This is a genomic window from Leifsonia sp. RCC_180 (assembly GCF_058138205.1).
Window position 1 is genome coordinate 3401526 of record NZ_CP200340.1, and the last position, 24709, is coordinate 3426234.

Sequence of the window (24709 nt, forward strand, 5' to 3'; positions counted from 1 at the left end):
TCGTTCTCGGGTGTCAGCGCTGGAATAGGACCGGCAGGCCCTCGGTGGTGATGTGGATGCCGGCGACGCCGTCCCCCGCGAGGAACAGAGCGGCTCCGGTCAGTACGGCGAGCAGGATCCCGAGGAAGATGAGGAAGCCGCTGCGGCGGCGTGCGATCCCGGCGATGAGGACGACGACTCCGACGACGAGGGTCGCCGCCGCGAGCCCCGCTGCGGTGGTGTATCGACCGACGTCGGCCAGCTGCGGCCACACGATCGCGGCCAGGGAACCGGCCACGAGGGCAAGTCCAACGGTCAGCCAGCCGATGGCAGCGCCGACGCGGGGGTTGGCCGCCCGGTAGGCCTCACGCCGTGCGGCCGCTTCGGCCGTCGCCACGCTGACCTGGGTGCGGAGTTCGGCCGACCGCTGAGCCTTCACCGCGCGCATGTCGGCCGCGAGCCGCTGCTTCCACGCCGCGTGCTCGGCACGCCACTGCGCCTGGCGCTGCTGCCAGTCCGCGACTTCGTCGGGGGAGGCGCCGAGCTTCGGAGCCGGGGGCGCCGCGGGTTCCGCGGCGATGTCGAGCACCGGCTCCGGGGGGACCGTGGGAGCCGATGCCGTCTGCGCGTCAGCCGTCGTCGGCGCTGTCGAAGCGGCATCCGCTGTCGAAGCGGCGTCCGCTGTCGAAGCAGCATCCGCCGTCGAAGCAGCATCCGCCGTCGCAGCGCTCGCAGCCATTCCACCGCTCCCCGCCGTGGCACCCCCCATCGGCATCCCGCTCCTCGCGGCACGTGCGTCCGAGTTCCGCACCGCGACCACGATCAACGCGACAACCGCCCCGATCACGACCAGCGTCCACACCACCCGGCCGATCACGTCGCCCCACGCCGGCAGATCCCAGAACGGACCGACCGCCCACCAGCCGCCGCTCGTCCACGGCAGCAGCGACAGCAGCACCATCACGCCGATGGCCACGATCGGCGGCTGGAAGTCGCCGTCGAACAGCTGCTGCAGGTGGATGCGCCCCTCGCGATCCGGGAGCAGCGCCCACGCCGCCGCGTACAGCAGCAGCACCGGGGCGCCCAGGATGCCGGCCACCACGATGATGCCGCGCACGATCAGGGGGTCGATGCCGAGCCGGTACGCCACACCTGCGGAGACGCCGCCGAGCCAGCCGTCGGCGCGAACGACGCCGAGGCTGCGCATCCAGTCGAAGAATCGCGTTCCGCGGCCGGAGAATCCGGTCTGCGGACCGCCGTACGGGTTCGCCGGCGTACCCAGCGGGGGAGTCGAATCGTTCTGTGACATGTTCCTCATCCTGGCGGCGCACGGGCGGCCCGGGTATCCGGTGAACCCCTGAGCGGACCCTGATTGTGCCGCTCTTCTCGTGCGGGTCGGGTCGGGGTCTGCTTGGATCGTGGCTATGTCGTCGACAGCACCCGCCGGTTCCCGGACCGGCGCCCAGCGGCCGGGAGCCCAGCGTCCGCCGCTGGCGCGCCCCCGGTCGTGCGCGGTCGGCGGAGTGAGCGTCGCGCTCGCCGACCACCTGGGCTGGCCGGTCGCCGCCGTCCGTTGGATCTTCGTCGGTTCGGCCTTCCTCGGAGGGGCCGGCATCCTGCTCTACCTCTGGCTCTGGGCTCTGACGCCGCTGCGCGCGCCGTCGGCCGACGACCCGGCCGACGGGGTGCGTCGCCGTGTGAACGTCCCCTGGGTGCTCGCGGGCGCGGGTGCCGCGGCGGGCATCGCCGCGGTGGTGCTCGCCGCGGGCGGAGCGCTCGGGCCGGCCTTCGGCGCACTCGCGGCATCCGCGGCACTGCTCGTCGTCGCCGTCGCCTGGGAGCAGCTGGCGGACGAGGAGCCCGCCGCGTTCGCACCCCTCTCACCGACCGCTTTCCGGATCTCGTGCGGCGCCTTCCTCGTCGCGGTCGCGCTGGCCATCGGCCTCACGCAGAACGTCGGCGGGTCCGGGATGCTGTGGGTCGGCATCCTGATCACCACGTTCGCCGGTGCGGCCGTGCTGGTGGCCCCGTGGGGTTTCCGGCTGTGGCGGGAGCTCATCTCCGAGCGCACCGCGCGCATCAAGGAGGAGCAGCGCGCCGAGATGGCGGCGCACCTCCACGACTCGGTGCTGCAGACGCTCGCGCTCATCCAGAACCGCGCGGGCGCCTCGAGCGAGGTCGGCCGCATCGCCCGGGCACAGGAGCGCGAGCTTCGGGAGTGGCTGTTCACGGACGGCCGTGCGGCCACCGACGCCCAGGAGCGCGACCTCGCCGCCGAGCTGCGCGAAGTCGCTGCGGCGCTCGAGGTCGAGCATGCCGTCCACTTCGACATCGTCTCGGTGGGGGAGCCCGTGCGCCGCGCGCCCTCGGAGTTGGGAGCGGCCGCCCGCGAAGCCATGTTGAATGCGGCCCGCCATGCCGGCGGAGACGTGTCCGTCTACGTCGAGCATGCCGGCGACCGGGTGGATGTGTTCGTGCGCGACCGCGGACCGGGCTTCGACCTCGGATCCCTTCCCGAAGGGCGGCTCGGTGTCAGAGAATCGATCATCGGCCGCATGCGCCGCGCCGGCGGTCAGGCCACCGTATCGGCGCGCGAGAGCGGCACCGAGATCCAGTTGAGCATCGACATCGCGAGCGAGACCACATGAGCGAACCTTCCGGCAGCGACCGGCCCGTCACGGTCGTGATCGTGGACGACCACTCCATCTTCCGCTCCGGGCTGCGCGCAGACCTCGACGGGCGGCTCAAGGTGGTGGGCGAGGCCGCCGATGTGGATGCCGCGGTCGCGACCGTGCTGGCGACGCGCCCCGACGTGGTGCTGCTCGACGTGCACCTCCCCGGAGGCTCGGGAGGCGGAGGAGCCGAGGTCGTCCGCCGTACGGCCGCGGAGACCCCGTCGACCCGGTTCCTTGCGCTCAGCGTGTCCGACGCCGCCGAGGATGTGGTGGGCGTGATCCGCGCCGGCGCCCGCGGTTACCTCACCAAGGGCAGCTCCGGTGGGCAGGTGAGCGACGCCGTCGTCGCCGTCGCGGGCGGAGATGCTGTGTTCTCGCCGCGCCTCGCCGGCTTCGTCCTCGACGCCTTCGGCGCCCCCTCGGGCGAGCAGGCCGAATCCACCGACGAGCTCGACCGCCTCTCGGCCCGTGAGCGTGAAGTGATGCGTCTGATAGCCCGGGGGTATGCCTACAAGGAGGTGGCCGCCGAGCTGTTCATCTCGATCAAGACGGTCGAGACGCACGTCTCCGCGGTGCTCCGCAAGCTGCAGCTGTCGTCCCGGCATGAACTCACGGCGTGGGCGCTGGAGCGCAAACTCCTGTAGCGAGGTGACCGCTTTGCGGCCGGGCTGCTGCGTCCCGTACACTTGACGCGGTGGTTGAATCTGCCAAGCTTTTTTGCGCCCTTTTTCGGTGAGGCGATGGCAGCACTGCCTCGCTCCGGCCGGGCATCCGCAGCACGTTCGGATGCGCGATCGGTTAGCCTGGAGAAGCCAGCGCAGGAAGCCGGTGGTTCGCTTCCTTAGGGCGGTAGCTCAATTGGCAGAGCAGCGGTCTCCAAAACCGCAGGTTGCAGGTTCGATTCCTGTCCGCCCTGCAAGTCGGCACCACTGGTGCCGATCCACGAAAGGTGTAACGAGGTGGCCCGAAAGGTAATCGACGAGCCGAGCGAGGAGATCGTCGCCAACGCGAAGAAGGACCGCGCTGAACGGCGCAACCCCTTCGCGCGGATCGCCCTGTTCATCCGGCAGGTCATCGGCGAACTCAAGAAGGTCGTCACCCCGACCCGCAAAGAGCTGTTCAGCTACACCGGCGTCGTACTCGTCTTCGTGGTGATCATGATGGCTCTCGTGTCACTCCTTGACTGGGTGTTCGGCATGGGTGTCGTCTGGGTGTTCGGAAACCCGAAGTAGACGACGTCGATCAGGCCGCACCGGCCTTCCCGACAAGAAATGGAATGAATTCAGTGTCTGAGACGAATCGCGACGACGTGGACTGGGCGCCCGCTGCTGAGCAGTCCTCCGAGGACGACGAGGCGCAGACCGGCAACGTCCTCGCCAGCGAGGACGAGGCGTCCGACTCCGCCGAGCACGAGGCTCTGCACGTCGTCGCCGACGACGGCACCGAGATCGATCTCGACGCGGTCCTCGACGCCATGGCGGAGGCCGTGGACCCGGAAGCCGACCGTGCGGTCGACGAGGCCCTCGAGGTCGACAGCGAAGACGAGGCCGTGGCCGCGCTCGAAGCCGTCGAGGACGAAGAAGAGGTCTCCACCGACCCGTACGAGGAGTTCCGCACAGAACTGCGCGCCAAGCTCGGCAAGTGGTACGTCATCCACTCGTACGCGGGCTTCGAGCGCCGCGTGAAGTCCAACATCGAGAACCGCATGGTCTCGATGAACATGGAGGACTACATCTACGAGGTGCAGGTCCCCATGGAGGATGTGGTCGAGATCAAGAACGGCCAGCGCAAGATGGTCAACCGCGTGCGCATCCCGGGCTACGTCCTGGTTCGCATGGACCTCAACGAGGACAGCTGGTCGGTCGTCCGCCACACCCCGGGTGTCACCGGGTTCGTCGGCAACGCCCACAACCCGACCCCGCTGCGTTTCGAAGAGGCCTTCTCGATGCTGAAGAGCCTCGTGCAGGTCGAGGCAGCCCCCGCCAAGGGTGCCGCGAAGGGTCAGAAGACCACCGCGCGCGTCATCCCCGCCGAGGTCGACTTCGAGATCGGCGAGACCATCACCATCAAGGAGGGCTCGTTCGCGGGCCTTCCCGGCTCCATCAGCGAGATCAAGCCGGAGAGCGGCAAGCTCACCGTGCTCGTCTCCCTGTTCGAGCGCGAGACGCCGGTCGAGCTCAGCTTCGACCAGGTCACGAAGCTCTAGGGAACATCCAGAGCCTCCCCACTGTTTTCCAAAGAACACCGGGTCTCGGAAGGGCCGAGAAACCGGGAGAGCGACGAGGGCTGCCGCCTGAGCCGCTCGAACACACAAAGAAGGAAGAGACATGGCACCGAAGAAGAAGGTCACCGGTCTGATCAAACTTCAGATCAACGCCGGCGCCGCCAACCCGGCCCCGCCCATCGGCCCGGCCCTGGGTCAGCACGGCGTGAACATCATGGAGTTCTGCAAGGCGTACAACGCGGCGACCGAGTCGCAGCGCGGCAACGTCATCCCCGTCGAGATCACCGTCTATGAGGACCGTTCGTTCACGTTCGTCCTGAAGACCCCGCCGGCGGCGGAACTGATCAAGAAGGCTGCAGGAGTCCCCAAGGGCTCCGGCGTCCCGCACACCAACAAGGTCGGCAAGCTGACCCAGGAGCAGGTGCGCCAGATCGCCGAGCAGAAGATGGTCGACCTCAACGCCAACGACATCGACGCGGCGTCGAAGATCATCGCAGGCACCGCCCGCTCGATGGGCATCACGGTCGAGGCGTAAGCCCGACCCCCTCAGGACATCTCGTGGAAGAGCCGGCCAGGCTCGCACCACATTCTCGTTAGGAGAAATCACATGGCACAGAAGTCAAAGGCCTACCGGGCCGCGGCCGAGAAGATCGAGGCCGGAAAGTTCTACACGCCCGAAGAAGCCGTCGCTCTGGCGAAGGAGACCGGTTCCGCCAAGTTCAACTCGACCGTCGAGGTCGCGCTGAAGCTGGGCGTGGACCCGCGCAAGGCGGACCAGATGGTCCGCGGTACCGTCATTCTTCCTCACGGTACGGGCAAGACCGCCCGCGTCATCGTGTTCGCGACCGGCCCGGCCGCTGAGGCGGCCATCGCCGCCGGTGCGGACGAGGTCGGCGGCGCCGAGCTGATCGAGAAGGTCGCCGGCGGGTACACCGACTTCGACTCGGCCGTCTCCACCCCGGAGCTCATGGGCCAGGTCGGTCGTCTCGGCAAGGTGCTCGGCCCGCGTGGTCTGATGCCGAACCCGAAGACCGGAACGGTCACCCCGGATGTGGCCAAGGCCGTCTCCGACATCAAGGGCGGAAAGATCGAGTTCCGCGTCGACAAGCACTCCAACGTGCACTTCGTCGTGGGCAAGGCGGGCTTCACCGCCGAGCAGCTGAACGACAACATCACGACCGCTCTCGAAGAGGTCGTGCGTCTGAAGCCGTCCGCCTCGAAGGGCCGTTACATCCAGAAGGGCGCCGTGTCGACTACGTTCGGCCCGGGCATCCCGCTGGACGTCAACGCCATCTGAGTTCGTTTCACGAACACTCCCGACGGGGTCGGGACCGCTTGCCGGTCCCGGCCCCATCGGCGTTTTCCCGGGTAGTCGGGCCCCTGCGATCGATGAGGATCGTTCACCTCTGGAAAGTATCGCAACAGAAGGTTCTACCCCCTCTTGTGGTGGTAGAACAGCGCGGTCTAGGGTCGCTCTTGTCGCGCTCCGAGCGCGATGGCTCACAGTAGAGTCCGTCCGAGCTAAGGATGACATTCATGGCACATCGCACCACGGGATCCCTTCACAAGAGGGCCCTCGGAATCATCGCCACCACGTCTGCCGTGGTGGCTTTGTCATTGGCGGGTGCGTCGGCGGCCAACGCTGCCGACCGCGTGACCTACGCCGGCTCCGTCCCCTCCTGGGCGACCGCGGCGAACGACGCAGGCGCCGCCCCGGCCGACGAGACGGTCGAGGGCGAGATCTACCTGCCGCTGCGCGATCAGCGCGGCGCGGAGGCTCTCGCGAAGGCCGTCTCGAACCCGCTAGATCGCGGGTACCGCAAGGCCCTCACCCCGAAGCAGTGGATCAACCGGTTCTCGCCGTCGCAGGCCGACTCGGATGCCGTCGTCAGCTTCCTGAAGGCGGCCGGGCTGACCATCTCCGCCGTTCCGGACAGTCGCCAGTACGTGGTGTTCCGAGGTACCCCGGATCAGCTCGGATCCATCTTCGGCACGTCGCTGCACTCGTTCAGCTACGCGGGCCGCCAGCTCGTCGCGCCGGCCTCGGCGCCGTCGCTGCCGACGTCGATCGGCGCCAAGGTGTCCGGTGTGAGCATCGAGCAGTCGCGCACCCTGACCCGTCCTGACTCGATCAAGCAGGGCGACCTCGGTCCCTCGGGCACGCCGCAGCTCTCGCGCAAGGCGGCCGCCGCGCCGGTGATCGACACGCCCTGCTCGCACTATGTCGGCGAGCACACGGTCACGGTCCCGCCCGCGTACAACGGCAACACTCAGTACAGCACCTACAACTGCGGTTACACACCCCAGCAGCTGCGCAGCGCCTACGGTCTGACCGACCTCGGCAAGCGCGGCATCAACGGCTCCGGACAGACGGTCGCGATCATCGACGCGTACGCCAGCCCGACCATCGTCAAGGATGTCAACAGCTACTCGCAGCAGAACGGCGAGCCCGGCCTGACCAACTCCAGCTACCAGCAGCTCGTTCCGAGCCCGAGCGAGTTCGTCGACCAGGCGCTGTGCCAGTACCCCAGCGGATGGCAGGGCGAGCAGACGCTCGACGTGGAGTCGGTGCACGGCATCGCTCCCGGGGCGCGCATCCTGTACGTGGGAGGCTTCAACTGCGGTGGCGGCCTCGACGTCGCGATGTCGAAGATCCTCGACAACAAGCTCGCCAACATCGTCAGCAACAGCTACGGCAACGTGGGTGAAGCGGTTCCGGCCGACGTGATCCAGGGAGAGGTGAACCTGCAGCTCCAGGCGGCGGGCGAGGGCATCGGTCTGTACTTCTCGAGCGGTGACAACGGTGACGAGGTCGCGAACCTCGGCTACCCGTCCCCGGACTTCCCGGCCTCCTCGCCGTGGGTGACCTCGGTCGGCGGCACGAGCACCGGCATCGACAAGAACGGCAAGATCGCGTGGGAGACAGGCTGGGGCGACCAGTTCGACCAGATCGTCAAGAACGCGGACGGCACGTTGAGCTACGCCCAGCCGCTGCCGGGCACCCGATTCGTCGGCGGAGCCGGCGGTGGGGTGAGTGCCGTGTTCGCACAGCCGGACTACCAGCGCGGGATCGTCCCCGCGGCCCTGGCGAACGGCAAGCGCGTCTCGCCGGACGTGGCGGCCCTGGCCGACCCGTACACCGGGTTCCTGATCGGCATCCGCCCGATCATCGACGACACGACGCTGGAGACCGGCGACTACATCAACGAGACCTACGGCGGCACGTCGCTGGCCTCGCCGATCGTCGCCGCTCAGATCGCGATCGTGCAGCAGGCGACCCACGCCACCATCGGCTTCGCGAACCCGACGCTGTACGGCGTGAAGCGCATCCTGCCGAACGCGTTCCGCGACGTGCTGCCGCAGAACCCGACGCAGGCGCTGGTCTACACCAGCAAGATCAGCGGCAACACCTACCTGGTCTCGATGGATCAGGACACCTCGCTGAAGACGGCGAAGGGATACGACGACGTCACCGGCCTCGGCGGTGTCTCGTTCGACCTGCTCAGCTGGGTGGCGCAGGGCCGGCACTAGCCGACTCCCGCTCTCCGCAGCACGGACCGGCCGTCTCCTGATCGGGGGCGGCCGGTCCGCTGCGTGCGGCGGCGCGGACTCGTCGGCGTCGGGTGGATGCGCTGGCTAGGCTGGGCGGGTGACCGTCACCATCCGCCCGGCCGCCGCCGGCGACGCCGCAGCCCTCGCGGTGGTCGCCGCCGCGACCTTCCCGCTCGCCTGCCCGCCGCACACCACGGAGGAGGCGAAGGCTGCGTTCATCGCCTCCGTGCTCTCCGAGGAGCGCTTCGTCGAGTACCTGGCCGACGCATCCCGTCGGCTACTGGTGGCGGAGGATGTCGACGGGTTCGCCATCGGCTACACCATGGTCAACCTGGGCGAGCCGGCCGACGACGATGTGCGCGCCTGCGTGCGCGCCCGGCCGACGGCCGAGCTGAGCAAGTGCTACGTGCTGCCCGGCCACCACGGCGAGGGCGTGGCGGGACGGCTCATGGCGGAGAGCCTGCGGGTCGGCTCGGAGGCCGGCGCCCAGGGGATGTGGCTGGGGGTCAATGAGGAGAACGGGCGGGCCCAGCGCTTCTACGGCAAGCATGGGTTCGAGCGGGTAGGCAGCAAGCGGTTCCTCGTCGGCGACCGGTACGAGGACGACTGGGTGATGGAGCGTGCGCTGAACCCCGGGGTCTGACTCAGCCCTCGGCGACCTTGAGCGCGATCTTACCGCGGGTGTGGCCGTCCTCGATGGCACGGTGGGCCTCGGCGATCTGCTCCAGAGCGAAGATCTGGTCGACGTGCACGCGCACGTTCCCCGCCTCCAGCAGCCGGGCGATGACCGCGAGGGTGCTCCCGTCGGGTGCGACCTTGTAGTCGGTGCCTCGAACCCCCGCGGCTGCTGCGTCCTCCGCGAAGCCCGGCCAGCTACCGGTCGGGACGTTCACGATGAGGCCGCCGTGGCGGAGCACCGACAGTGACCGGGTCCCCGTCTCGTCGTGAACGTTGCCCACCAGGTCGATGACCACGTCGGCGTCGTGCACGACCTCCTCGAACCGCGTCGTCGTGTGATCGATCACTTCCGAGGCCCCCAGGGACCGGAGCCACGACGCCTTCGAGCCGGACGCCGTCGCGATGACGTGGGCGCCGAAGTACGACGCGAACTGCACGGCGAAGTGACCGACGCCTCCGCTGCCCGCGTGGATGAGCATCCGCTGGCCTTCGTGCGCCTTCGCCACTTCGACGACCATGCCCCACGCGGTCAGGGCGGCGAGCGGTACGGCGGCGGCCTCGATGTGGCTGAGCGTCGCGGGCTTCCGCACGACGCTGAGCGAGGGCACCGAGACGTATTCGGCGTAGCTGCCGCCGAGGCGGGGGACCATCACCATCCCGAACACCTCGTCGCCCGGGCGGATGGGATGCGCGCTGAACGGCGACTCCACCACGACCCCGCTGAAGTCGTGGCCGAGCACTGCCGGCAGGGTGTGGATGGCGCCGAACACCCCGCGACCGGCCCGCGTTTTCGCGTCGATCGGATTGACACTGGAGGCGACCACCTTGACGAGGAACTCCGCGTTGACGCGGTCGGGGTACGCGGTCTCGCCGATGCGCAGCACCTCGGGCTCTCCGGGGGAGTCCAGCAGCGCGGCCCGCATGGTCTTCGGCATTCGTCGTCCCCTCGTCGGTGGCCTGCCTGCGGCGGCGCGGCCGATCTTCAGTCAAGCCTGCCGATGATTCACCGGTGTTACGGCCGGGTCACTGCATGTGAACAGTCTGTTTCGGATACCCCCAGGACGTTTCCCAGGGTTGCGTTGGGTAAGCTGCTTCGACCCGGGCCTGCCCGAGCCGAGGGTACGAACACGACGACGGGCGGACCCGAGGGAGCCACAGGTGCGACGACTGCTGCGGATCGCCCGCGAGCCCTTCGGCGTCCCGCTGCCGGCGCGCGGCTGGCAGCGTGCGGTGCCGGTCCTCCTGGCCCTGGGCACCGCGTGCGTGCTCGGCGGGCTCACCCTCATCTGGGCTGCGCGGCTGACCGTCCCGTACCCGGTGTATGTCAGTGAACTCGGGGCCAAGGGCGCCGCGACGGCCGGTCCCTTCGCGCTCGCTCTGCTGCTGATCGCAGCGGGCGGGTTCTCGATCGCGCTCGCGAGCGGGCATGTGCGCTCGTCGGCGCCGGTCCTCCGCCGCTGGGCGCCGGCGATCACGCTCGGCTTCGCAGCACTGTGTTTCGTACTGGCGTCGCAGGTCACCTGCACCGCGTACTGCCCGGTCCCGATCATCGACCCCAAGTCGACCATCCAGGATCTCGTCCACACCGTCGCGGCGGTCGTCGGGTTCGCCGCCGCGTGCCTCGCCATGCTGCAGGTCGGTTTCAGCCGCGGGCTCCCGCGCCTGTCACGGCTCTCCCGGGTGAGCTGCGCCGCTGTCGCCGTCATCACCATCGTCGGCGGACTGCTCGCGATCGTCCGTGTGGGGGCCGACGTCGGAGCATGGCTCGAGCTGGTCGGGACGACCGTGGCCGTCGCCTGGATCGCGGTCTACGCCGTGGCGCTGACGCGCATCCCGGTGGGGATGGTGGATGCGGCCGGAGCGGACACGGGCGTCGCTGCGGCCGAGGCGGCCGCAGGGGTTGGGGCCACGGGAGCAGCCCCGGCAGGTGCTCCCGCCGAAGTGGCCTGACGCAACAGCTCGATCAGGTCAGCCGCCAGCGCGACCAGCTTGGCGATCTCGGCCTCGTCGCGGTCCACCCAGCGGCACTCCGGCTCGTCGCGGAGCGGGACGAAGCCGTCGTGCTGCTCCCAGACGAACAGGGTGCGCTCGGCGCCCAGCACGTACTGCTGCCACCAGATCTGGCGGAGGTACGGGCGGGGGATGCTGCGGAACGGCTTGTTGGTGGTCTTGATTTCGCACAGCTCGATCCGGCCGCCGGTGCGGGCGATCAGACCATCCGGTGTCGCGAGGTGGCGGCGGTCGCGCTCGGCGTGGAACAGGTAGTCGGACGGCTCAATGCCGTGCGTCGCCGCGACCCAGGCGGCGATCTCCGGCTCGCGGGAGCGCCCGTGCTGGGTGTAGCTGTTGCCGCTGAAACCGGTGCCGTGGAGCTTGTCGTAGACGGCCGCACGAAGCGAGCGCGGGCTGGTGAGCTTCGCGACGTCGGTCGCCGTGATGCCCCGGCTGCGTGCCCGCAACCAGCCGACCCGGTCACTGGACCGCGCGACGACGCGGGCGAGATGCCCGGTTTGGCCAGGGACCGCCGGAATCACGGGCACCGGCGCGGGTCGAGCGGGACTCAGATCCGCGAGCACGCCCGGCCGGTACAGGTCGGCGTTGCGGTACGGAGCGGAGTCGAGCACCTCTCCATTGTGCCGCCTCCCGCCGACCATCGCCGTCACTCCACGCGCGTCGCCCCGAGTTGCCTGCGCGCCTCGTCGATCGTCGCGAGCGTGTCGACCGCCTCGGCCAGCGGATGCACCGGCGACTCGGTCCGGCCCTCGGCGACATAGCGGGCGAGGGCGGCCGCCTCGTACGCCATCCCGTCGCGGTGCGGGCGGCCGTAGGGGTCGCGCCAGTGCGCGGCGAGTGTGCCGTCGGCGCGGAACACCCGCAGGCCGCTCGGTCCCCAGAACGGGCTGTCGGTCTCGATGCGGCCCTCGCTGCCGCAGATCGTCGCGAGGGAGGGTGTACCCGCGCGCAGGGTGGTGCTGAGGAGCGCTTGCGCGCCACTCGCCGACGAGAGTACGAGCGCCGCCTGGTCGTCGACGCCGGTCGGCGCGAGCGTGCCGCTGGCGATGATGCCCGCCGGGGCGCCGATCGCGAACGACGCCCATGACACGGTGTACACACCGAGGTCGAGGAGGGCCCCGCCGGCGAGTTCCGGGTTCCACAGGCGGCTCGACGGGTCGTAGGCGGCGCGGCCGCCGAAGTCGGCCGTGACCACCCGGACCTCGCCCAGCGCATCCCGTTCGAGCAGTTGCCGGGCGATGTCGGTCTGCGGCAGGTAGCGCGTCCACATGGCCTCCATCGCGAAGACCCCGGCCGCTCGGGCCGCTGCGACGATCTGTCGCGCCTGGTCGGCGGTGACGGCCATCGGCTTCTCGATGAGGACATTCTTGCCTGCGGCGATCGCGAGCAGTGCGTGCTCGAGGTGCTCGCTGTGCGGCGTCGCGACGTAGACGACGTCGACCTCGGGATCGGCGACCAGGGCCTCGTACGAACCGTGCGACCGCTCCACCCCGTGCGCGGCGGCGAAGGCGGCGGCGCGCTCGGCGGACCGCGAGCCGGCGGCGACGACCCGCTGGCGCGAGTGCCGGTGCAGCGCATCGGTGAAGTCGGCGGCGATCCCGCCGGGCCCGAGCACGCCCCAGCGAAGAGGCGGGGCATCGGCCGGGTCGGGATGCCGCGGCTCGGGAAGCGTGCTCAGTGCGTCGGTCATGCGGTCGGTCTCCTCGGGTGTTCGGTGCTCGGGTGTTTCGGGTTCAGACGGGCTGCGGGTTGGAGACTTCGGGTGCCTGCCGCGCGCCCGCTACGGGAGCGGTCCACTTCACGCCGTTGGCCAGCACGCGCCGCACCTGCGGGTGGAAGTAGACCGGGTACTCCTGGTCGCCCGGGCTGAAGTAGAAGATCTTCCCGCGGCCGCGTGTGAAGGTCACGCCCGACCGGAAGACCTCCCCGCCGGTGAACGAGCTGATGAAGACCAGGTCGTCCGGGGTGGGGATGTCGAAGAACTCCCCGTACATCTCCTGCGCGTCGATCACAATGGGCTGCTCGACGCCCTCCGCGATGGGATGCGTCGGGTTCACGTTCCAGACCAGCTCCCGTTCGCCGCCCTCGGGGTTCCGCCAGCGCAGCGAGCACGTCGTGCCGAGCATCCGGATGAAGATCTTCGAGAAGTGCCCGGAGTGGAGGACGATCAGTCCCATCCCGCTGAGGACGTGTCGGCGGACGCGCTCGACCACGTCGTCCGACACCCGGTCGTGGGCGATGTGGCCCCACCACAGCAGCACATCGGTCTGCTCCAGCACCTGCTCGCTGAGTCCATGCTCCGGGTCGTCGAGGGTGGCGGTGCGGACGGCGACCTCGTCGCCGAGCAGCTCGCTCAGCCCCTCGGCGATGGCGCCGTGGATGCCGTGCGGGTAGATCGCGGCGATCTCGGGCTGGGTCGCCTCGTGGACGCCCTCGTTCCAGACGGTGACGTTCAGTGCCATGGGTCATGCTCCTTTCGTGACGGTGGCCGGCTCGGTGACGTCGGTCGTGGCGGACAGCCGGACCTCCGCGCCGAGCCGGGCCGATTCGTAGGCGGCGTCGATGACACGCGCCCGATCGAGGGCGAGCGATCCGTCCCAGTTCGACCAGGCCGCCGGGTCGGCGACATGCTCGAGGAACGTCTCGACCACGGCGAGGTGGCCGCGTCCGGGGTCGGCCGTGACCGTGATGTCCTCGCTCTGCTCCCCGTCGCCGGTGAAGATGGTCAGTTCGCCCGAGGGTGCGTAGTCGACGACGCGGAGGTCGGCGCCGCCCTCGGTGCCGTAGAGCGTGATCCCGAACTCGTCGCCCGCCGGCCGGTATGCCGCCCAGCTGGTCTCGATGACGATCGAGCCGCCGCCTTCCAAGCGCAGGAGGAGGCTCGCCAGGTCTTCGACCTCGTACTCGGATCCGACGTGCTGCTTGTCGGAGACGGCTCCACCGCGCCCGCGCACCCCGAGCTCCGAGTGGGTGACCGCCGAGACGGCTTCGACACGGGGCTCGCCGAACAGGTGAAGGGCGTAGTCGAGCACGTGGACGCCGATGTCGATCAGCGGCCCGCCCCCGGCCATCTCGCGGTTGGTGAACCAGCTTCCGAGCGCGGGGATGCCGGCGCGGCGCAGCCAGATGGCGCGGGCGTGGTACGGCCGGCCGATCTGGCCGTCGTCGATCGCCGCCTTCAGGGCCTCGATGTCTCCGCGGCGGCGGTGGTTGAAGGCGACTTCGAGGACGCGGCCGGCGCGGTGAGCCGCATCCACCATCGTCTGCGCCTCCGCCGCCGTACGCGCGATCGGCTTCTCGCTGAGCACGTGGATGCCGGCGTCGAGCGCTCCGACGGCGATGGGGGCGTGCAGGAAGGTGGGGACGGCGACGCTGACGACATCGAGGTCGCCCTCGGCGACGAGGTCCTTCCAGTCGCGGTGCAGACGGGTGAGTCCGTACGTCTTACCGAGTGCGGCGCGCGGGCCGTCCTCCATCCCGGCGATGGCGACGAGCTCGACGCCGGGGAGGGCGTCGTACGCCGCCATGTGCTGCTGGCCGGCCCAGCCGAGGCCGATCACTCCGGCCCGGAGGGGACGGGCGGGGGATTCGCTGGTCGTGCTCACGGCATTCCTTTCAGATGGATTCGAATCGATTCGATGGTGGATGTGGGGGATGGGCCACCGCCGACGGTCAGCGGAACAGCGACCGCGGGGTGCCCGCCTCCGGATCGAGGGCGCGCTGCACGACCATGATGGCCGCACCGATCACGCCGCCGGTCTCGCCGGAGCGCGACTGGGTGATGGTGAGATGCTGCGTCGCCAGGGGCGTGGACCGCTGGTAGACGACCTCGCGCATCCCGGCGAGGAGTTGTTCGCCGACGCGGGAGAGGCTGCCGCCGACGACGATCATCGACGGATTCAGGAGATTGACGCAGGTGGCGACCACCGCTCCGAGGTCGCGGCCGGCCTGCCGAATCGCGTTCTGGACGGCCGGATTGCCGGTCAGTGCAAGGGCCACCACGTCATCGCTCGTCTCCGCCGGAAGGCCCGCCTGCGACAGGGCGCGGGCGATGGCCGGTCCGCTCACCAGCGACTCGAGATCCGCATCCTGCTCGCCATGGCTCGGGGTGTCGCTGCCGAACGGTACCCGCACATGGCCGAGGTCTCCGGCCGAACCCAGGGCGCCGCGCTGCAGCCGGCCGCCGCTGATGATGCCGGCGCCGACTCCCGTGGCGACCTTGACGAACAACAGGTCCGTCTCATCCGGCCACATCAAAGCCTGCTCGCCGAGGGCCAGCAGGTTCACATCGTTGTCGACGAGCACGGGGACATCGAACACCCGGCGGATGTACGCGGGAATGTCGAAACGGTCCCAGCCGGGCATGATCGGCGGATTCACGGGTAGGCCGGTGGAGTGCTCCACCGGTCCTGGCACGCCGACGCCGACACCGATGAGCTCCTCCGGCTGCCTGCCGCTGGCGATGTAGAGCTCCGACGCGGTCTCGATCGCCCAATCGAGCACGGGCTGAGGTCCGTCGGCGATGCGCAGGCGGCGAGTGGCGCTCGCGGTGATGTTACCCGCCAGATCGGCAAGGGCCACGACGCCGTGGGTGGCGCCCAGGTCGATCGCGACGATCACGCGCGACTCCGGTTTGAAGCGGATGCGCGAGGGCGGCCGGCCGCCGGAGGAGACGTCGTCGCCTGCGGGGGCGACGAGCCCGGCTGCGGTCAGCGTGTCGATCCGGGAGGCGATCGTCGAGCGCGCCATCCCGGTCAACTCGGCCAGCTGCGCGCGCGTTCGCGGGATGCCGTCGCGCAGGATCGCCAGCAGCTCCGCGGCGTCTGCGGCGACGAGCACCGAGTCTCGCGCGCTGTCGGTCATAGAGGGTATTGAACCACAGTGCCGTCGAGACGCTCAAAGTTCTTTTCCGAACGTGCGACTTTTGATTGACTTCCGGCAGAAGTGCCGTTTGAATGGAGACGCGCCTTTCGGCGCCTCCCATTCCCAGAACTCGACGAGGAGAACAGTGTCGACGTCAAAAGTCTCCGTGCAGCTGTACACGGTCCGCGAACTCCTGACCGAAGACACGGTCGGCACGCTCAAGCGCATCGCAGACATCGGGTTCACCCAGGTCGAGCCCTTCGCGTTCCTTTCCTTCGGTGACGCCCTCCGTCAGGGCCTCGCCGAGGCAGGCCTCTCGGCCCCCACGACCCACCAGGGCTTCATCGGCGGCGACCTCGACGAGGTCTTCGGCGCCGCGAAAGAGCTGGGCATCCAGACCGTGATCGACCCGTTCGTGGCGCCCGACCGCTGGCAGACGGCGGATGACGTGGCGCAGATCGCCGAGCAGCTCAACGCGGCCGCCGAGGTCGCCGCCCGTCACGGCGTGCGTGTCGGGTACCACAACCACGCGCACGAGATCGAGAGCACCATCGAGGGTGCGACCGCGCTCGAGTTCTTCGCCGGCAAGCTGGCCCCGGAGGTCGTGCTCGAGGTGGACACCTACTGGGTGGCGGTCGGCGGTGTCGACCCGGTCCAGTTCCTTCCGAAGCTCGGCGACCGTGTGGTGGCCCTCCACATCAAGGACGGGCCCGGTACCACTGAGACCAAGGATCAGGTGGCGGTCGGGCAGGGCTCCCTCCCGATCGAGCAGATCATCGCCGCGGCGCCCGACGCGCTGCGCGTCATCGAGCTCGACGACTCGCGCGGCGACCGCTTCGAGGCCGTCGCCGACAGCTTCGCCTTCCTCACCTCCAAGGGCCTCGCATGAGCGGCGGCCCGGTCGGAGTCGGCGTCATCGGCGCCGGTGTCATCAGCAACGAGTATCTCAAGAACCTCACCGCCTTCCCCGATCTCGACGTCCGCTTCGTCGCCGACATCGACCTGGAGCGCGCAAAGGCGCAGGCCGAGAAGTACGGCGTGGCCGAGTCCGGCACCGTCGAGGAGCTCCTGGCAGACGACGGTATCGAGATCGTCGTCAATCTGACCCTCCCGAAGGTGCACGTCGAGGTGGCGCTGCGGGCGCTCGAGGCGGGCAAGAACGTCTGGAGCGAGAAGCCGTTCTCGCTCGACCGCGCCAGCGGCCGTGCGCTGCTCGATGCCGCACACGCCAAGGGCCTGCGGGTGGCCACGGCGCCCGACACGTTCCTCGGCTCGGGCATCCAGTCGGCCCGGCGCCTGATCGAGAATGGTGACATCGGAGCGCCGCTGACCGCGCTGACGCTGCTACAGAGCCCCGGCCCCGAGTCGTGGCATCCCAACCCCGACTTCCTCTTCCAGGAGGGAGCCGGCCCGCTGTTCGACATCGGACCGTACTACCTGACGGCGCTCGTGCAGATCTTCGGGCCGGTCGCCCGGGTCAGCGCAACCGCCTCCCGTGCCCGCGAGACGCGCGTGATCGGTTCCGGTCCGCGTGCGGGCGAGGAGTTTGCCGTGACGGTTCCGACGCACGTGAGCGCGCTCTTCGAGTTCGAGAGCGGTCAGACGGCGCAGTCGGTGTTCAGCTTCGACTCGAAGCTCGGCCGCACGCAATTCGAGGTCGCGGGCCTTGACGGAACCCTGGTGGTGCCCGACCCGAACACGTTCGAGGGTGAGCTACTCGTGCACGGCGCCGACGGCATCGAGACGGTGCCCGCGACCGGCACCACTGACACGCGCGGCATCGGCGTGGTGGAGCTGGCGCGCGCGATCCGTGCCGGTGTGCCGGAGCGCGCCTCCGGGGAGCAGGCGTACCACGTGCTCGACATCATGGTGTCGACGATCGAGGCGGGGGAGTCGCGCACTCCGGTCGAGGTGGAGAGCACCGTGGAGGTCGCCCCAGCGCTTCCCGAAGACTGGAACCCGCGCGCGGCGACGCTCGCGTAACGGGCGGGCGACATGACAGACGGAAACGTGGCTGCCACCAGCGGCGGACTCACGCGCCGCGAAGGAAGCTCCGCGGGGGCACGCCTCCGGGTCGCCATCGTCGGCGGGGGATTCATGGCGGAGGTGCACTCGCGTGCGGCTCGCGCGGCCCGCGCGGAACTGGCGGGGATCGTCTCGTCGAGTCCTGAGCGCTCGCAGGCCGCCGCCGAACGGCTGGGCATCGGGCGCGCCTACGGCTCGCTCGACGACCTCCTCGCCGACGACACGGTCGATGTGGTGCACGTCACGACGCCCAACGCCCTCCACGCCGACCAGGCGGCAGCCGTCCTCGCCGCAGGCAAAGACGTCATCTGTGAGAAGCCGCTCGCGACCACCGTGGCCGACGCCGAGCGGCTCGTCGCCGACGCGGAAGGCCGCACGGCGACGGTCCCGTTCGTGTACCGGTTCCATCCGATGGCGCGTGAGGCGCGGGCGCGGTTCGCCTCGGGTCAGGCCGGGCGGGTGCTCAGCGTCAATGCGTCGTACCTGCAGGATTGGCTGCTCGGCTCGGACGACGACAACTGGCGGGTCGACTCGGCGCAGGGCGGCCGGTCGCGCGCGTTCGCCGACATCGGCTCGCACCTGGTCGATCTCGTCGAGTTCGTCAGTGGTGACCGTGTAAGCCGGGTGTCCGCTACGAAGCGCACGGTCTTCGCCGAGCGGGCGGCGCACGCCGGCATCACCACGGAAGACACGGCCGCGGTGGTCATCGAGACGCGCTCCGGCGCCCTCGGCACGCTGCTGGTCTCGCAGGTGGCGCCAGGTCGCAAGAACCGGCTCTGGCTGGAGATCGCGGGCAGCTCCGAAAGCGTGGCCTTCGATCAGGAGCAGCCCGAGACGCTCTGGGTGGGCCGCCGCAAGGGCAGCCTCCTGATCCCTCGGGATGCCGACCAGCTGAGCGACGATGCCGCGCGCCTCTGCGTCGTCCCCTCGGGCCACGCGCAGGGCTACCAGGACGCGTTCAACGCCTTCGTCGCGGACAGCTATGGGGCGGTCGCGGGCGAGAGCCCCGAGGGGCTGCCGCGCTTCGAGGACGGCCTGCGTGCGGTACGGATCACCGAAGCCGTGATCGACTCGGCCGAGTCGGGAACCTGGATCGAGATGGGAACGAACGAATGACGGACACCGAGTCGGGTCGCACGCACCCGGTCACCCTGTTCACCGGCCAGTGGGCCGACCTCACGCTGGAGGAGGTGGCGAAGTACGCGAGCGACTGGGGCTACGACGGTCTCGAGATCGCGTGCTCCGGCGAGCACCTCGACGTCTGGCGTGCAGCCGAGGACGACGCGTACCTGCAGGGTCGCCTCGACATCCTCGACAAGTACGGGCTGAAGGTCTGGGCGATCTCCAACCACCTCAAGGGGCAGGCCGTCTGCGATGACCCGATCGATTTCCGTCATCAGGCGATCGTCGGCTCCAAGGTGTGGGGCGACGGCGATCCCGAGGGCGTCCGTCAGCGTGCCGCAGAAGAGCTCAAGCTGACCGCGAAGGTCGCCAGGAAGCTCGGTGTCGACACCGTGGTGGGCTTCACCGGCTCCAGCATCTGGCCGTACGTCGCCCAGTTCCCGCCCGTCCCCGCCGAGGTGTTCGACCGTGGCTACCAGGATTTCGCCGACCGCTGGAACCCCATCCTCGACGTGTTCGACGGCGAGGGCGTCCGCTTCGCGCACGAGGTGCACCCGTCCGAGATCGCGTACGACTACTGGACGAGCGTGCGCACCCTCGAGGCGATCGACCACCGGGAGGCCTTCGGCTTCAACTGGGACCCGTCGCACATGATGTGGCAGGACATCGACCCGGTCGGGTTCATCGTCGACTTCCAGGACCGCATCTACCACGTCGACTGCAAGGACACGCGCCTGCGCCCCAAGAACGGGCGTGCCGGCGTGCTCGGGTCGCACCTCCCTTGGGGCGACCCGCGCCGCGGCTGGGACTTTGTCTCCACCGGACACGGGGACGTGCCCTGGGAAGACGCATTCCGCGCGCTCGAGTCCATCGGCTACACCGGCCCGATTTCGATCGAGTGGGAAGACGCGGGCATGGACCGCTTGCATGGCGCCAAGGAGGCGGTCGGCTACATCCGTTCGCTGCTCTGGAAGCAGCCCACCGCATCCTTCGACGCCGCCTTCAGCAACCAGGACTGACGGCCGGGATTCCGACGATCACGCCACGTCGAGAATCCAGGTGACGCCGAAGCGGTCCGTCAACATCCCGAACCCCGCCGACCAGGGGGATGCCGCCAGCGGCTCGACGATGCTAGCGCCGACGGTGAGGCGCTCCCAGTAGCGGGAGACCTCATCGAGCGACGTGCCGCGCACGCTGACGGAGAACGGCTCCTCGGTGATCGTGACGCCGTTCTCCCGTCGCGTCGGCGCGCTCTTCGGCGCCTGCGCGTCAGCGGCGGTCCGGCCGTCCGCCTGGGCCCCGGGCACGTCGTACGCCATCAGCCGGAATCCGTCCGCTGACGTGACCTGCCCGAAGACGACCTTCCGTGCATCAGGCAGTTCAGGGGGCATCCCGAAGTCCCCATAGGTGGCCGCAGTCGCCTCCCCGTCGAACACCGACGCGTAGAAGTCGAGCGCCTCGCGCGCCTCCCCGCCTCGGAAGTTCAGGTGGGTCGTGGTGGTGATGGTCATGGTGGTCCTTTCTCGTCGCCGGGTCCGTCCCGGCACAGCCAGGCTCACAGGAGAAGAGGACGAGTTCGGTCCTCTACCTACGGCAGACTGCTTCCATGTCCGGAACCTCGTCGCGCATGCTCTCGATGCTGTCGCTGCTGCAGGGGCGCCGGGAGTGGGCGGGCTCGGCGCTCGCCGACCGGCTCGGGATCAGTACCCGAACGGTGCGGCGCGACGTCGACCGGCTGCGGGAGCTGGGCTACCGGATCGACGCGATCAAGGGTCCCGCGGGAGGCTATCGGCTCGCCGCCGGGTCCGAACTCCCGCCGCTGCTCTTCGACGAGGAGCAAGCGGTCGCCGTGTCGATAGCGCTTCAGAATGCCGGCGCCTCCGGGGCCGGGATCGACGAGGCCGCCGCTCGGGCGCTGGCCACGGTGCGCCAGGTGATGCCGTCACGCCTGCGTCACCGTGTGGACGGCATCCGGTTCGAGCGAGCGGATGCGGGCGCACGAGTGGATGCGGCGGTGCTCGAAGCGGTCAGCGACGCGGTCACCAGGCGCCTGGTGCTGCGCTTCGCTTACGGAGACGTCGACGGTCCGCCACGTCGCGCCGAACCTCACGGTCTGGTCGCGCGGAATGCCCGCTGGTACCTCGTCGCCTGGGACCTCGACCGCGCCGACTGGCGGGTGTTCCGCCTCGATCGGCTCGTTCCGCGCACTCCGGCCGGACCGAGGTTCGCGCCCCGCGCCGTCCCTACTGGAGATGCCATCGGCTTCGTCGCGGCCCGCTTCAAAGGGTCGGCCGAGGAGGACCGCTGGCCGTGCGTCGGCGAGGTCGTCATCCAGCTCTCCGCCCGACAGGTGCGGCCCTGGATCGACGACGGCGACGTCACCGACCTCGGGGATGGCGCCAGCCGCCTCGTCGTCGGCTCCTGGTCATGGATGGGCCTGCTCGCGTCGCTCACCCGCTTCGACGCGCCATTCCAGGTCGTCGGTCCGCAGCCGCTTGCCGAGGCGGCGGCCGTGCTCGCGGAACGACTGCGGTCGGCTCAATCGGCGTCGCCGGCGCCGTCGTGACGACCAGCGCCATCGCCGGCATCGACGACGCCCGCCCGTGAGCGGCGGTCGAGCACCCAGGCGCGGACCCCGGCGACGATCGACGCGACGATGACGACGCCCGCGACGATGTAGGCCAGCGGTCGCACGCTCGGGTTCACCGCCGCGAAGTAGCCGATCACTGTGATGAGTACGCCCCAGCTGAGCGCGCCCACGATGTTCGCGGTGAGGAACCTCCAGTACCGCATGGCGCTGATCCCGGCGATCGGCGGGATGAATACCCGACCCCAGGGGATGTACCGGCTGATCACCACGGACCACCAACCGAACAGCTCGTAGAACCGCTCGGCTCGCCGCACGCCCGCCTGCACCCACCGGCCGCCGCGCCTCGTCAGGTACGGGCGCCCGAGCCGTCGCCCAAGCCAGAAGCCGACCTGGTCGCCGAGCACCGCTGCCACGCCGACCCCGATGGCGAGCACCCAGATGGAGAGCTCCGGATTGGTCCCGGTCAGGATGCCCGCCCCGAACAGCAGCGAATCACCGGTGATGAACGGGATGAAGACGCCGACGAAGAGCCCGGTCCCGGCGAACACCAGGCCCCAGACCGCCAGGTAGAAGAACAAGGGACCGACATCGCCGAGGAAGTTCGCGAGGTCGTGGGCCATGCTCCGAGCGTATCGGGCGACCCCGTGAGCGAGCCGGTCGCTGACCTCAAGAGGGCCGCCTCACGCGGGGACGTAACGGGTGAGGAGGTTGCGGGAGCCCGGAAGCATCCGGCTGTCGAGAGGCGAGAGCCGGACGGGACGAGTGAACGCCGGCTCGCCCTCACCGATGGCGTCCGGTCCCACCACCAGGTCCAGGCGGTCGACGAGGCTGTCGGCGAGGAGCCCGTTCCAGAGCACATGACTGGCGAACACGACGATGTCTCCGCCGTCGGCGGCTTTCTCCGCCTCCAGCGTGCGACGAAGGTCGCCGCCGCACACGACCCGCGTCGTGCTGTACCAGGGGTTTTCGGCCGGAACCTCGTAGTCGTCACTCACGACGAGCTTCGGCACCTCGCGGTAGCGGCGGCTGAACTCCCGATTGACCTCACTGAGGGCGGGGTTGGCCGGGTCCGTGGGCGCATCGGCGACGAGCGGCCAGAACGAGCTGAACAGTTCGAACGAGGCCCGGCCGAGCAGGATGGTGCCCGCGCCGCGCATCAGCTCGAGGTTGTGCGCGTCGAACGCCGCATCGAGATTCAGCACGAGCGGGTTGCCGCCGGGGCCGGCGGCGTATCCGTCGAGGGTGACGGCGGTGGAGACGATGAGTGAGCGCATGAGTTGTCCTTTCGTTGGGGGCTCTTTCCGGTGTCGGCGAGCTGCCTTCACCTGATGAGAGACGCCCGGCGGCAGAAACTCATCGGTCCGCGGACACATCCTCAGAAACGATCGCCGGATCGAGGAACGAGGCGATCCACACGATCCGGCCCTCGTGCACGGTGAGCACCATGAGCGCTCCCGGTCGCCAGCCGTCCGCCATCCATTGATCGGCCAGGAGAGCAGGGCTGCCGTTCACCGTCACGCGCTGGCGCACCCTCCACGGTGTCACCAGGGAGCGATGTGCGAAGAAGGCACTGACATCCCGAACCCCGTCGAACCACGCACGGAGCGGCGGCATCGTGAATCGCACGTCCTTGGCGAGCAACGAGACGATCCTCTCGACGTCGGCCGCCTCGAAGGCGGCGACGAACTGCTCCACGATGCGGTCCTCGTCCGGCCCGGCAGAAGCATCCGACTCGACCTCGGCCCGGGCGGCCAGAGTCTGCCTGGCCCTCTGCAGGGCACTGGTCACCGACCCGACGCTGGTCTCCAACGCAGCGGCGGTGTCGGCCGCCGAGAAGTCGAGCACATCTCGGAGGATCAGCACGGCCCGCTGGTTGGGCGGCAGGCGCTGGAGGGCGGCGAGGAACGCGAGCGACACGGTCTCCCGCCGGGCGGCGAGCTCGGCCGGGTCGTCCGATCGGCCGATCCACGGCTCCAGCCAGGACGTCGACGAGTCAGGCTCGCCGAGGTCGCCGAGCGGGTCGCGCGCTGGGGAGACATCCCACGAGAGCATCCGGGGCGGTCGGCGTTCGGCCATCCGAAGACTGGCGCGCGTGGCGATGCTGTACAGCCAGGCGCGCAGGGAGCTACGGCCCTCGAAGCCGGCCAGCCCTCGCCAGGCGGCGAGGAGGGCATCCTGAACCGCGTCCTCCGCCTCACTCCGGGACCCGAGGATGCGGTAGCAGTGCAGCTCGAGCTCCCGGCGATGAGGGGTCACCAGCTGGGCGAAGGCGCGATCGTCGCCCGACCGAGCCCGGTCCAGAAGAGTGGTGGCGTCAGCAGTGGACATCGGGACGCATCCTCCCGGCCGGTGCGCCGCCGCGCAAGAGAGTCTTTCCTCAGCGGAAGGCGACGTCGGCGGCGTCGACGACCTCCGCGATACGGCCGGGTGCGCGCTGGTTCGACCAGTACAGGTTGGTGTGGGCGATGACGAGGTCGGGCGTCGGCGCACCCCACTCGCTGAGGTCCTCGGTGGTATGCGCGTCGCCGACGAGGCTGACGTCGTAGCCGCGGACCAGCCCGCCGTGGATGGTCGAGCGGATGCATTCATCGGTCTGGGAGCCTGTCACGACGATCCGGCCGACGCCAGCGTCTGCGAGCACCGCCTCCAGTGACGTGTCTTCGAAGGCGTCGGCGTAGCGCTTGGGGACAAGCGCCTCGGTATCGGCGCGCTGCAGCTCGTCGACGTACTCCCAGTCGGCGCTGCCCTCGACGATGTTCTCGTCGGAGTGCTGGATCCACACCACGGGCACGCCGTCCGCTCGAGCTCGATCGACGAGCGAGCCGATGGTCGAGACCACCTCATCCCGTCGGTGTGCGCCGCCGATCACGCCGTTCTGCACGTCGATCACGAGCAGCGCGGTCTCCGTCCGTCCATCCAGTGTCGTCATCGCCATCCTCCCCGCGTGCGATGCTACCCGCGCCGGCTGCGCCAGGGACAGGGCCGGGC

Annotated in this window: 25 protein-coding genes, 1 tRNA gene and 1 pseudogene; 15 read left to right on the forward strand and 12 right to left on the reverse strand. The window is 69.6% G+C overall.

The features are described 5' to 3' along the window. Positions 1-13 precede the first annotated feature (13 nt). Positions 14-1288, reverse strand: coding sequence for a PspC domain-containing protein (locus AB7E03_RS16735; protein ID WP_489942462.1), 1275 nt, complete (start codon positions 1286-1288; stop codon positions 14-16). Positions 1289-1403: 115 nt separating this feature from the next. Between AB7E03_RS16735 and AB7E03_RS16740 the strand changes: the two genes are divergently transcribed. The 9 genes from AB7E03_RS16740 to AB7E03_RS16780 all read left to right on the forward strand — a co-directional run bounded on the left by AB7E03_RS16740 (position 1404) and on the right by AB7E03_RS16780 (position 9073). Continuing rightward, on the forward strand, positions 1404-2627 hold the full coding sequence (locus AB7E03_RS16740; protein WP_489942463.1) for an ATP-binding protein: 1224 nt from the start codon (positions 1404-1406) through the stop codon (positions 2625-2627). Beyond that, a complete protein-coding gene (locus AB7E03_RS16745) occupies positions 2624-3298 on the forward strand; it encodes a LuxR C-terminal-related transcriptional regulator (protein WP_489942464.1) in 675 nt (224 codons plus the stop codon). The genes AB7E03_RS16740 and AB7E03_RS16745 overlap by 4 nt, the downstream gene beginning before the upstream one ends. A gap of 199 nt (positions 3299-3497) precedes the next feature. Then, positions 3498-3570, forward strand: a tRNA-Trp gene (locus tag AB7E03_RS16750). A 43-nt stretch (positions 3571-3613) separates the two neighbouring features. After that, positions 3614-3886, forward strand: coding sequence for a preprotein translocase subunit SecE (gene secE / locus AB7E03_RS16755; RefSeq protein WP_441783607.1), 273 nt, complete (start codon positions 3614-3616; stop codon positions 3884-3886). 53 nt (positions 3887-3939) lie between these two features. Continuing rightward, the gene (gene nusG, locus AB7E03_RS16760; protein WP_489942465.1) at positions 3940-4860 is read left to right on the forward strand and encodes a transcription termination/antitermination protein NusG; all 921 of its coding nucleotides are present in this window, start codon (positions 3940-3942) and stop codon (positions 4858-4860) included. A 121-nt stretch (positions 4861-4981) separates the two neighbouring features. Then, positions 4982-5413, forward strand: a complete 432-nt coding sequence (gene rplK, locus AB7E03_RS16765) for a 50S ribosomal protein L11 (RefSeq protein ID WP_285114089.1) — start codon at positions 4982-4984, stop codon at positions 5411-5413. A 72-nt stretch (positions 5414-5485) separates the two neighbouring features. Next, a complete protein-coding gene (gene rplA, locus AB7E03_RS16770; RefSeq protein ID WP_441783609.1) occupies positions 5486-6175 on the forward strand; it encodes a 50S ribosomal protein L1 in 690 nt (229 codons plus the stop codon). Between the two features lie 239 nt (positions 6176-6414). Beyond that, positions 6415-8409: a S53 family peptidase gene (locus AB7E03_RS16775; RefSeq protein WP_489942466.1), complete on the forward strand. Its 1995-nt coding sequence runs from the start codon at positions 6415-6417 to the stop codon at positions 8407-8409. A gap of 118 nt (positions 8410-8527) precedes the next feature. After that, the gene (locus AB7E03_RS16780) at positions 8528-9073 is read left to right on the forward strand and encodes a GNAT family N-acetyltransferase (RefSeq protein WP_489942467.1); all 546 of its coding nucleotides are present in this window, start codon (positions 8528-8530) and stop codon (positions 9071-9073) included. Position 9074: 1 nt separating this feature from the next. Here the strand turns inward: AB7E03_RS16780 and AB7E03_RS16785 are convergent, their stop codons facing one another. Beyond that, positions 9075-10043 carry an NADP-dependent oxidoreductase gene (locus AB7E03_RS16785; RefSeq protein ID WP_489942468.1) on the reverse strand — a complete coding sequence of 323 codons (969 nt, stop codon included), beginning with the start codon at positions 10041-10043 and terminating at the stop codon, positions 9075-9077. Positions 10044-10425: 382 nt separating this feature from the next. Between AB7E03_RS16785 and AB7E03_RS16790 the strand changes: the two are divergent. Then, positions 10426-10866 (forward strand): annotated as a pseudogene (locus tag AB7E03_RS16790) (DUF998 domain-containing protein); the annotation flags it as partial. Between the two features lie 50 nt (positions 10867-10916). Here AB7E03_RS16790 and AB7E03_RS16795 read toward each other — a convergent pair. From AB7E03_RS16795 to AB7E03_RS16815, 5 genes are all read right to left on the reverse strand, one after another. Further along, entirely contained in the window at positions 10917-11771 is an 855-nt protein-coding gene (locus AB7E03_RS16795) for a YqaJ viral recombinase family protein (protein WP_489942469.1), read from the reverse strand. After that, positions 11768-12811 (reverse strand): Gfo/Idh/MocA family protein, encoded by a 1044-nt coding sequence (locus AB7E03_RS16800; protein WP_489942470.1) that lies wholly within the window; start codon positions 12809-12811, stop codon positions 11768-11770. The genes AB7E03_RS16795 and AB7E03_RS16800 overlap by 4 nt, the downstream gene beginning before the upstream one ends. 43 nt (positions 12812-12854) lie before the next feature. Continuing rightward, positions 12855-13583 (reverse strand): ThuA domain-containing protein, encoded by a 729-nt coding sequence (locus AB7E03_RS16805; RefSeq protein WP_489942471.1) that lies wholly within the window; start codon positions 13581-13583, stop codon positions 12855-12857. Between the two features lie 3 nt (positions 13584-13586). Further along, positions 13587-14726, reverse strand: coding sequence for a Gfo/Idh/MocA family protein (locus AB7E03_RS16810; protein ID WP_489942472.1), 1140 nt, complete (start codon positions 14724-14726; stop codon positions 13587-13589). Positions 14727-14793: 67 nt separating this feature from the next. After that, positions 14794-15984, reverse strand: a complete 1191-nt coding sequence (locus tag AB7E03_RS16815) for an ROK family protein (RefSeq protein ID WP_489942473.1) — start codon at positions 15982-15984, stop codon at positions 14794-14796. A gap of 166 nt (positions 15985-16150) precedes the next feature. Here AB7E03_RS16815 and AB7E03_RS16820 point away from each other — a divergent pair, with 166 nt between their 5' ends. Genes AB7E03_RS16820 through AB7E03_RS16835 form a run of 4 tightly spaced genes read left to right on the forward strand, consistent with a single transcriptional unit; the run spans position 16151 to position 20150 of the window. Beyond that, entirely contained in the window at positions 16151-16873 is a 723-nt protein-coding gene (locus AB7E03_RS16820; protein WP_489942929.1) for a sugar phosphate isomerase/epimerase family protein, read from the forward strand. Further along, positions 16870-17967 (forward strand): Gfo/Idh/MocA family protein, encoded by a 1098-nt coding sequence (locus AB7E03_RS16825; RefSeq protein ID WP_489942474.1) that lies wholly within the window; start codon positions 16870-16872, stop codon positions 17965-17967. The genes AB7E03_RS16820 and AB7E03_RS16825 overlap by 4 nt, the downstream gene beginning before the upstream one ends. A 12-nt stretch (positions 17968-17979) precedes the next feature. Then, positions 17980-19125, forward strand: a complete 1146-nt coding sequence (locus AB7E03_RS16830; RefSeq protein WP_489942475.1) for a Gfo/Idh/MocA family protein — start codon at positions 17980-17982, stop codon at positions 19123-19125. Further along, positions 19122-20150, forward strand: a complete 1029-nt coding sequence (locus AB7E03_RS16835) for a sugar phosphate isomerase/epimerase family protein (RefSeq protein WP_489942476.1) — start codon at positions 19122-19124, stop codon at positions 20148-20150. The genes AB7E03_RS16830 and AB7E03_RS16835 overlap by 4 nt, the downstream gene beginning before the upstream one ends. Before the next feature lie 18 nt (positions 20151-20168). Here AB7E03_RS16835 and AB7E03_RS16840 read toward each other — a convergent pair whose 3' ends face one another. Continuing rightward, complete coding sequence (locus AB7E03_RS16840) at positions 20169-20642, reverse strand: VOC family protein (protein ID WP_489942477.1); 474 nt, start codon at positions 20640-20642, stop codon at positions 20169-20171. 95 nt (positions 20643-20737) lie between these two features. Between AB7E03_RS16840 and AB7E03_RS16845 the strand changes: the two genes are divergently transcribed. Beyond that, positions 20738-21697 (forward strand): helix-turn-helix transcriptional regulator, encoded by a 960-nt coding sequence (locus tag AB7E03_RS16845; RefSeq protein ID WP_489942478.1) that lies wholly within the window; start codon positions 20738-20740, stop codon positions 21695-21697. Here the strand turns inward: AB7E03_RS16845 and AB7E03_RS16850 are convergent. The 4 genes from AB7E03_RS16850 to AB7E03_RS16865 all read right to left on the reverse strand — a co-directional run bounded on the left by AB7E03_RS16850 (position 21670) and on the right by AB7E03_RS16865 (position 24650). After that, complete coding sequence (locus AB7E03_RS16850; protein ID WP_489942479.1) at positions 21670-22341, reverse strand: DedA family protein; 672 nt, start codon at positions 22339-22341, stop codon at positions 21670-21672. The genes AB7E03_RS16845 and AB7E03_RS16850 overlap by 28 nt on opposite strands. A gap of 60 nt (positions 22342-22401) precedes the next feature. After that, positions 22402-22995, reverse strand: coding sequence for a dihydrofolate reductase family protein (locus tag AB7E03_RS16855; protein ID WP_489942480.1), 594 nt, complete (start codon positions 22993-22995; stop codon positions 22402-22404). A 79-nt stretch (positions 22996-23074) separates the two neighbouring features. Beyond that, positions 23075-24049, reverse strand: a complete 975-nt coding sequence (locus AB7E03_RS16860; RefSeq protein WP_489942481.1) for an RNA polymerase subunit sigma-70 — start codon at positions 24047-24049, stop codon at positions 23075-23077. Between the two features lie 49 nt (positions 24050-24098). Continuing rightward, on the reverse strand, positions 24099-24650 hold the full coding sequence (locus AB7E03_RS16865; protein ID WP_489942482.1) for an isochorismatase family protein: 552 nt from the start codon (positions 24648-24650) through the stop codon (positions 24099-24101). Positions 24651-24709 lie beyond the last annotated feature (59 nt).

What these genes read in the sequence shown, in the direction of transcription:
- AB7E03_RS16785 (WP_489942468.1), bottom strand. Translation starts at nt 10,043, where the DNA reads ATGCCGAAGACCATGCGGGCCGCGCTGCTGGACTCCCCCGGAGAGCCC.
- AB7E03_RS16835 (WP_489942476.1), top strand. Translation starts at nt 19,122, where the DNA reads ATGACGGACACCGAGTCGGGTCGCACGCACCCGGTCACCCTGTTCACC.
- AB7E03_RS16815 (WP_489942473.1), bottom strand. Translation starts at nt 15,984, where the DNA reads ATGACCGACAGCGCGCGAGACTCGGTGCTCGTCGCCGCAGACGCCGCG.
- rplK (WP_285114089.1), top strand. Translation starts at nt 4,982, where the DNA reads ATGGCACCGAAGAAGAAGGTCACCGGTCTGATCAAACTTCAGATCAAC.
- AB7E03_RS16800 (WP_489942470.1), bottom strand. Translation starts at nt 12,811, where the DNA reads ATGACCGACGCACTGAGCACGCTTCCCGAGCCGCGGCATCCCGACCCG.
- AB7E03_RS16845 (WP_489942478.1), top strand. Translation starts at nt 20,738, where the DNA reads ATGTCCGGAACCTCGTCGCGCATGCTCTCGATGCTGTCGCTGCTGCAG.
- AB7E03_RS16855 (WP_489942480.1), bottom strand. Translation starts at nt 22,995, where the DNA reads ATGCGCTCACTCATCGTCTCCACCGCCGTCACCCTCGACGGATACGCC.
- AB7E03_RS16830 (WP_489942475.1), top strand. Translation starts at nt 17,980, where the DNA reads ATGACAGACGGAAACGTGGCTGCCACCAGCGGCGGACTCACGCGCCGC.
- AB7E03_RS16745 (WP_489942464.1), top strand. Translation starts at nt 2,624, where the DNA reads ATGAGCGAACCTTCCGGCAGCGACCGGCCCGTCACGGTCGTGATCGTG.
- AB7E03_RS16735 (WP_489942462.1), bottom strand. Translation starts at nt 1,288, where the DNA reads ATGTCACAGAACGATTCGACTCCCCCGCTGGGTACGCCGGCGAACCCG.
- AB7E03_RS16805 (WP_489942471.1), bottom strand. Translation starts at nt 13,583, where the DNA reads ATGGCACTGAACGTCACCGTCTGGAACGAGGGCGTCCACGAGGCGACC.
- AB7E03_RS16850 (WP_489942479.1), bottom strand. Translation starts at nt 22,341, where the DNA reads ATGGCCCACGACCTCGCGAACTTCCTCGGCGATGTCGGTCCCTTGTTC.
- AB7E03_RS16840 (WP_489942477.1), bottom strand. Translation starts at nt 20,642, where the DNA reads ATGACCATCACCACCACGACCCACCTGAACTTCCGAGGCGGGGAGGCG.
- rplA (WP_441783609.1), top strand. Translation starts at nt 5,486, where the DNA reads ATGGCACAGAAGTCAAAGGCCTACCGGGCCGCGGCCGAGAAGATCGAG.
- AB7E03_RS16740 (WP_489942463.1), top strand. Translation starts at nt 1,404, where the DNA reads ATGTCGTCGACAGCACCCGCCGGTTCCCGGACCGGCGCCCAGCGGCCG.
- AB7E03_RS16825 (WP_489942474.1), top strand. Translation starts at nt 16,870, where the DNA reads ATGAGCGGCGGCCCGGTCGGAGTCGGCGTCATCGGCGCCGGTGTCATC.
- AB7E03_RS16775 (WP_489942466.1), top strand. Translation starts at nt 6,415, where the DNA reads ATGGCACATCGCACCACGGGATCCCTTCACAAGAGGGCCCTCGGAATC.
- AB7E03_RS16865 (WP_489942482.1), bottom strand. Translation starts at nt 24,650, where the DNA reads ATGACGACACTGGATGGACGGACGGAGACCGCGCTGCTCGTGATCGAC.
- AB7E03_RS16860 (WP_489942481.1), bottom strand. Translation starts at nt 24,049, where the DNA reads ATGTCCACTGCTGACGCCACCACTCTTCTGGACCGGGCTCGGTCGGGC.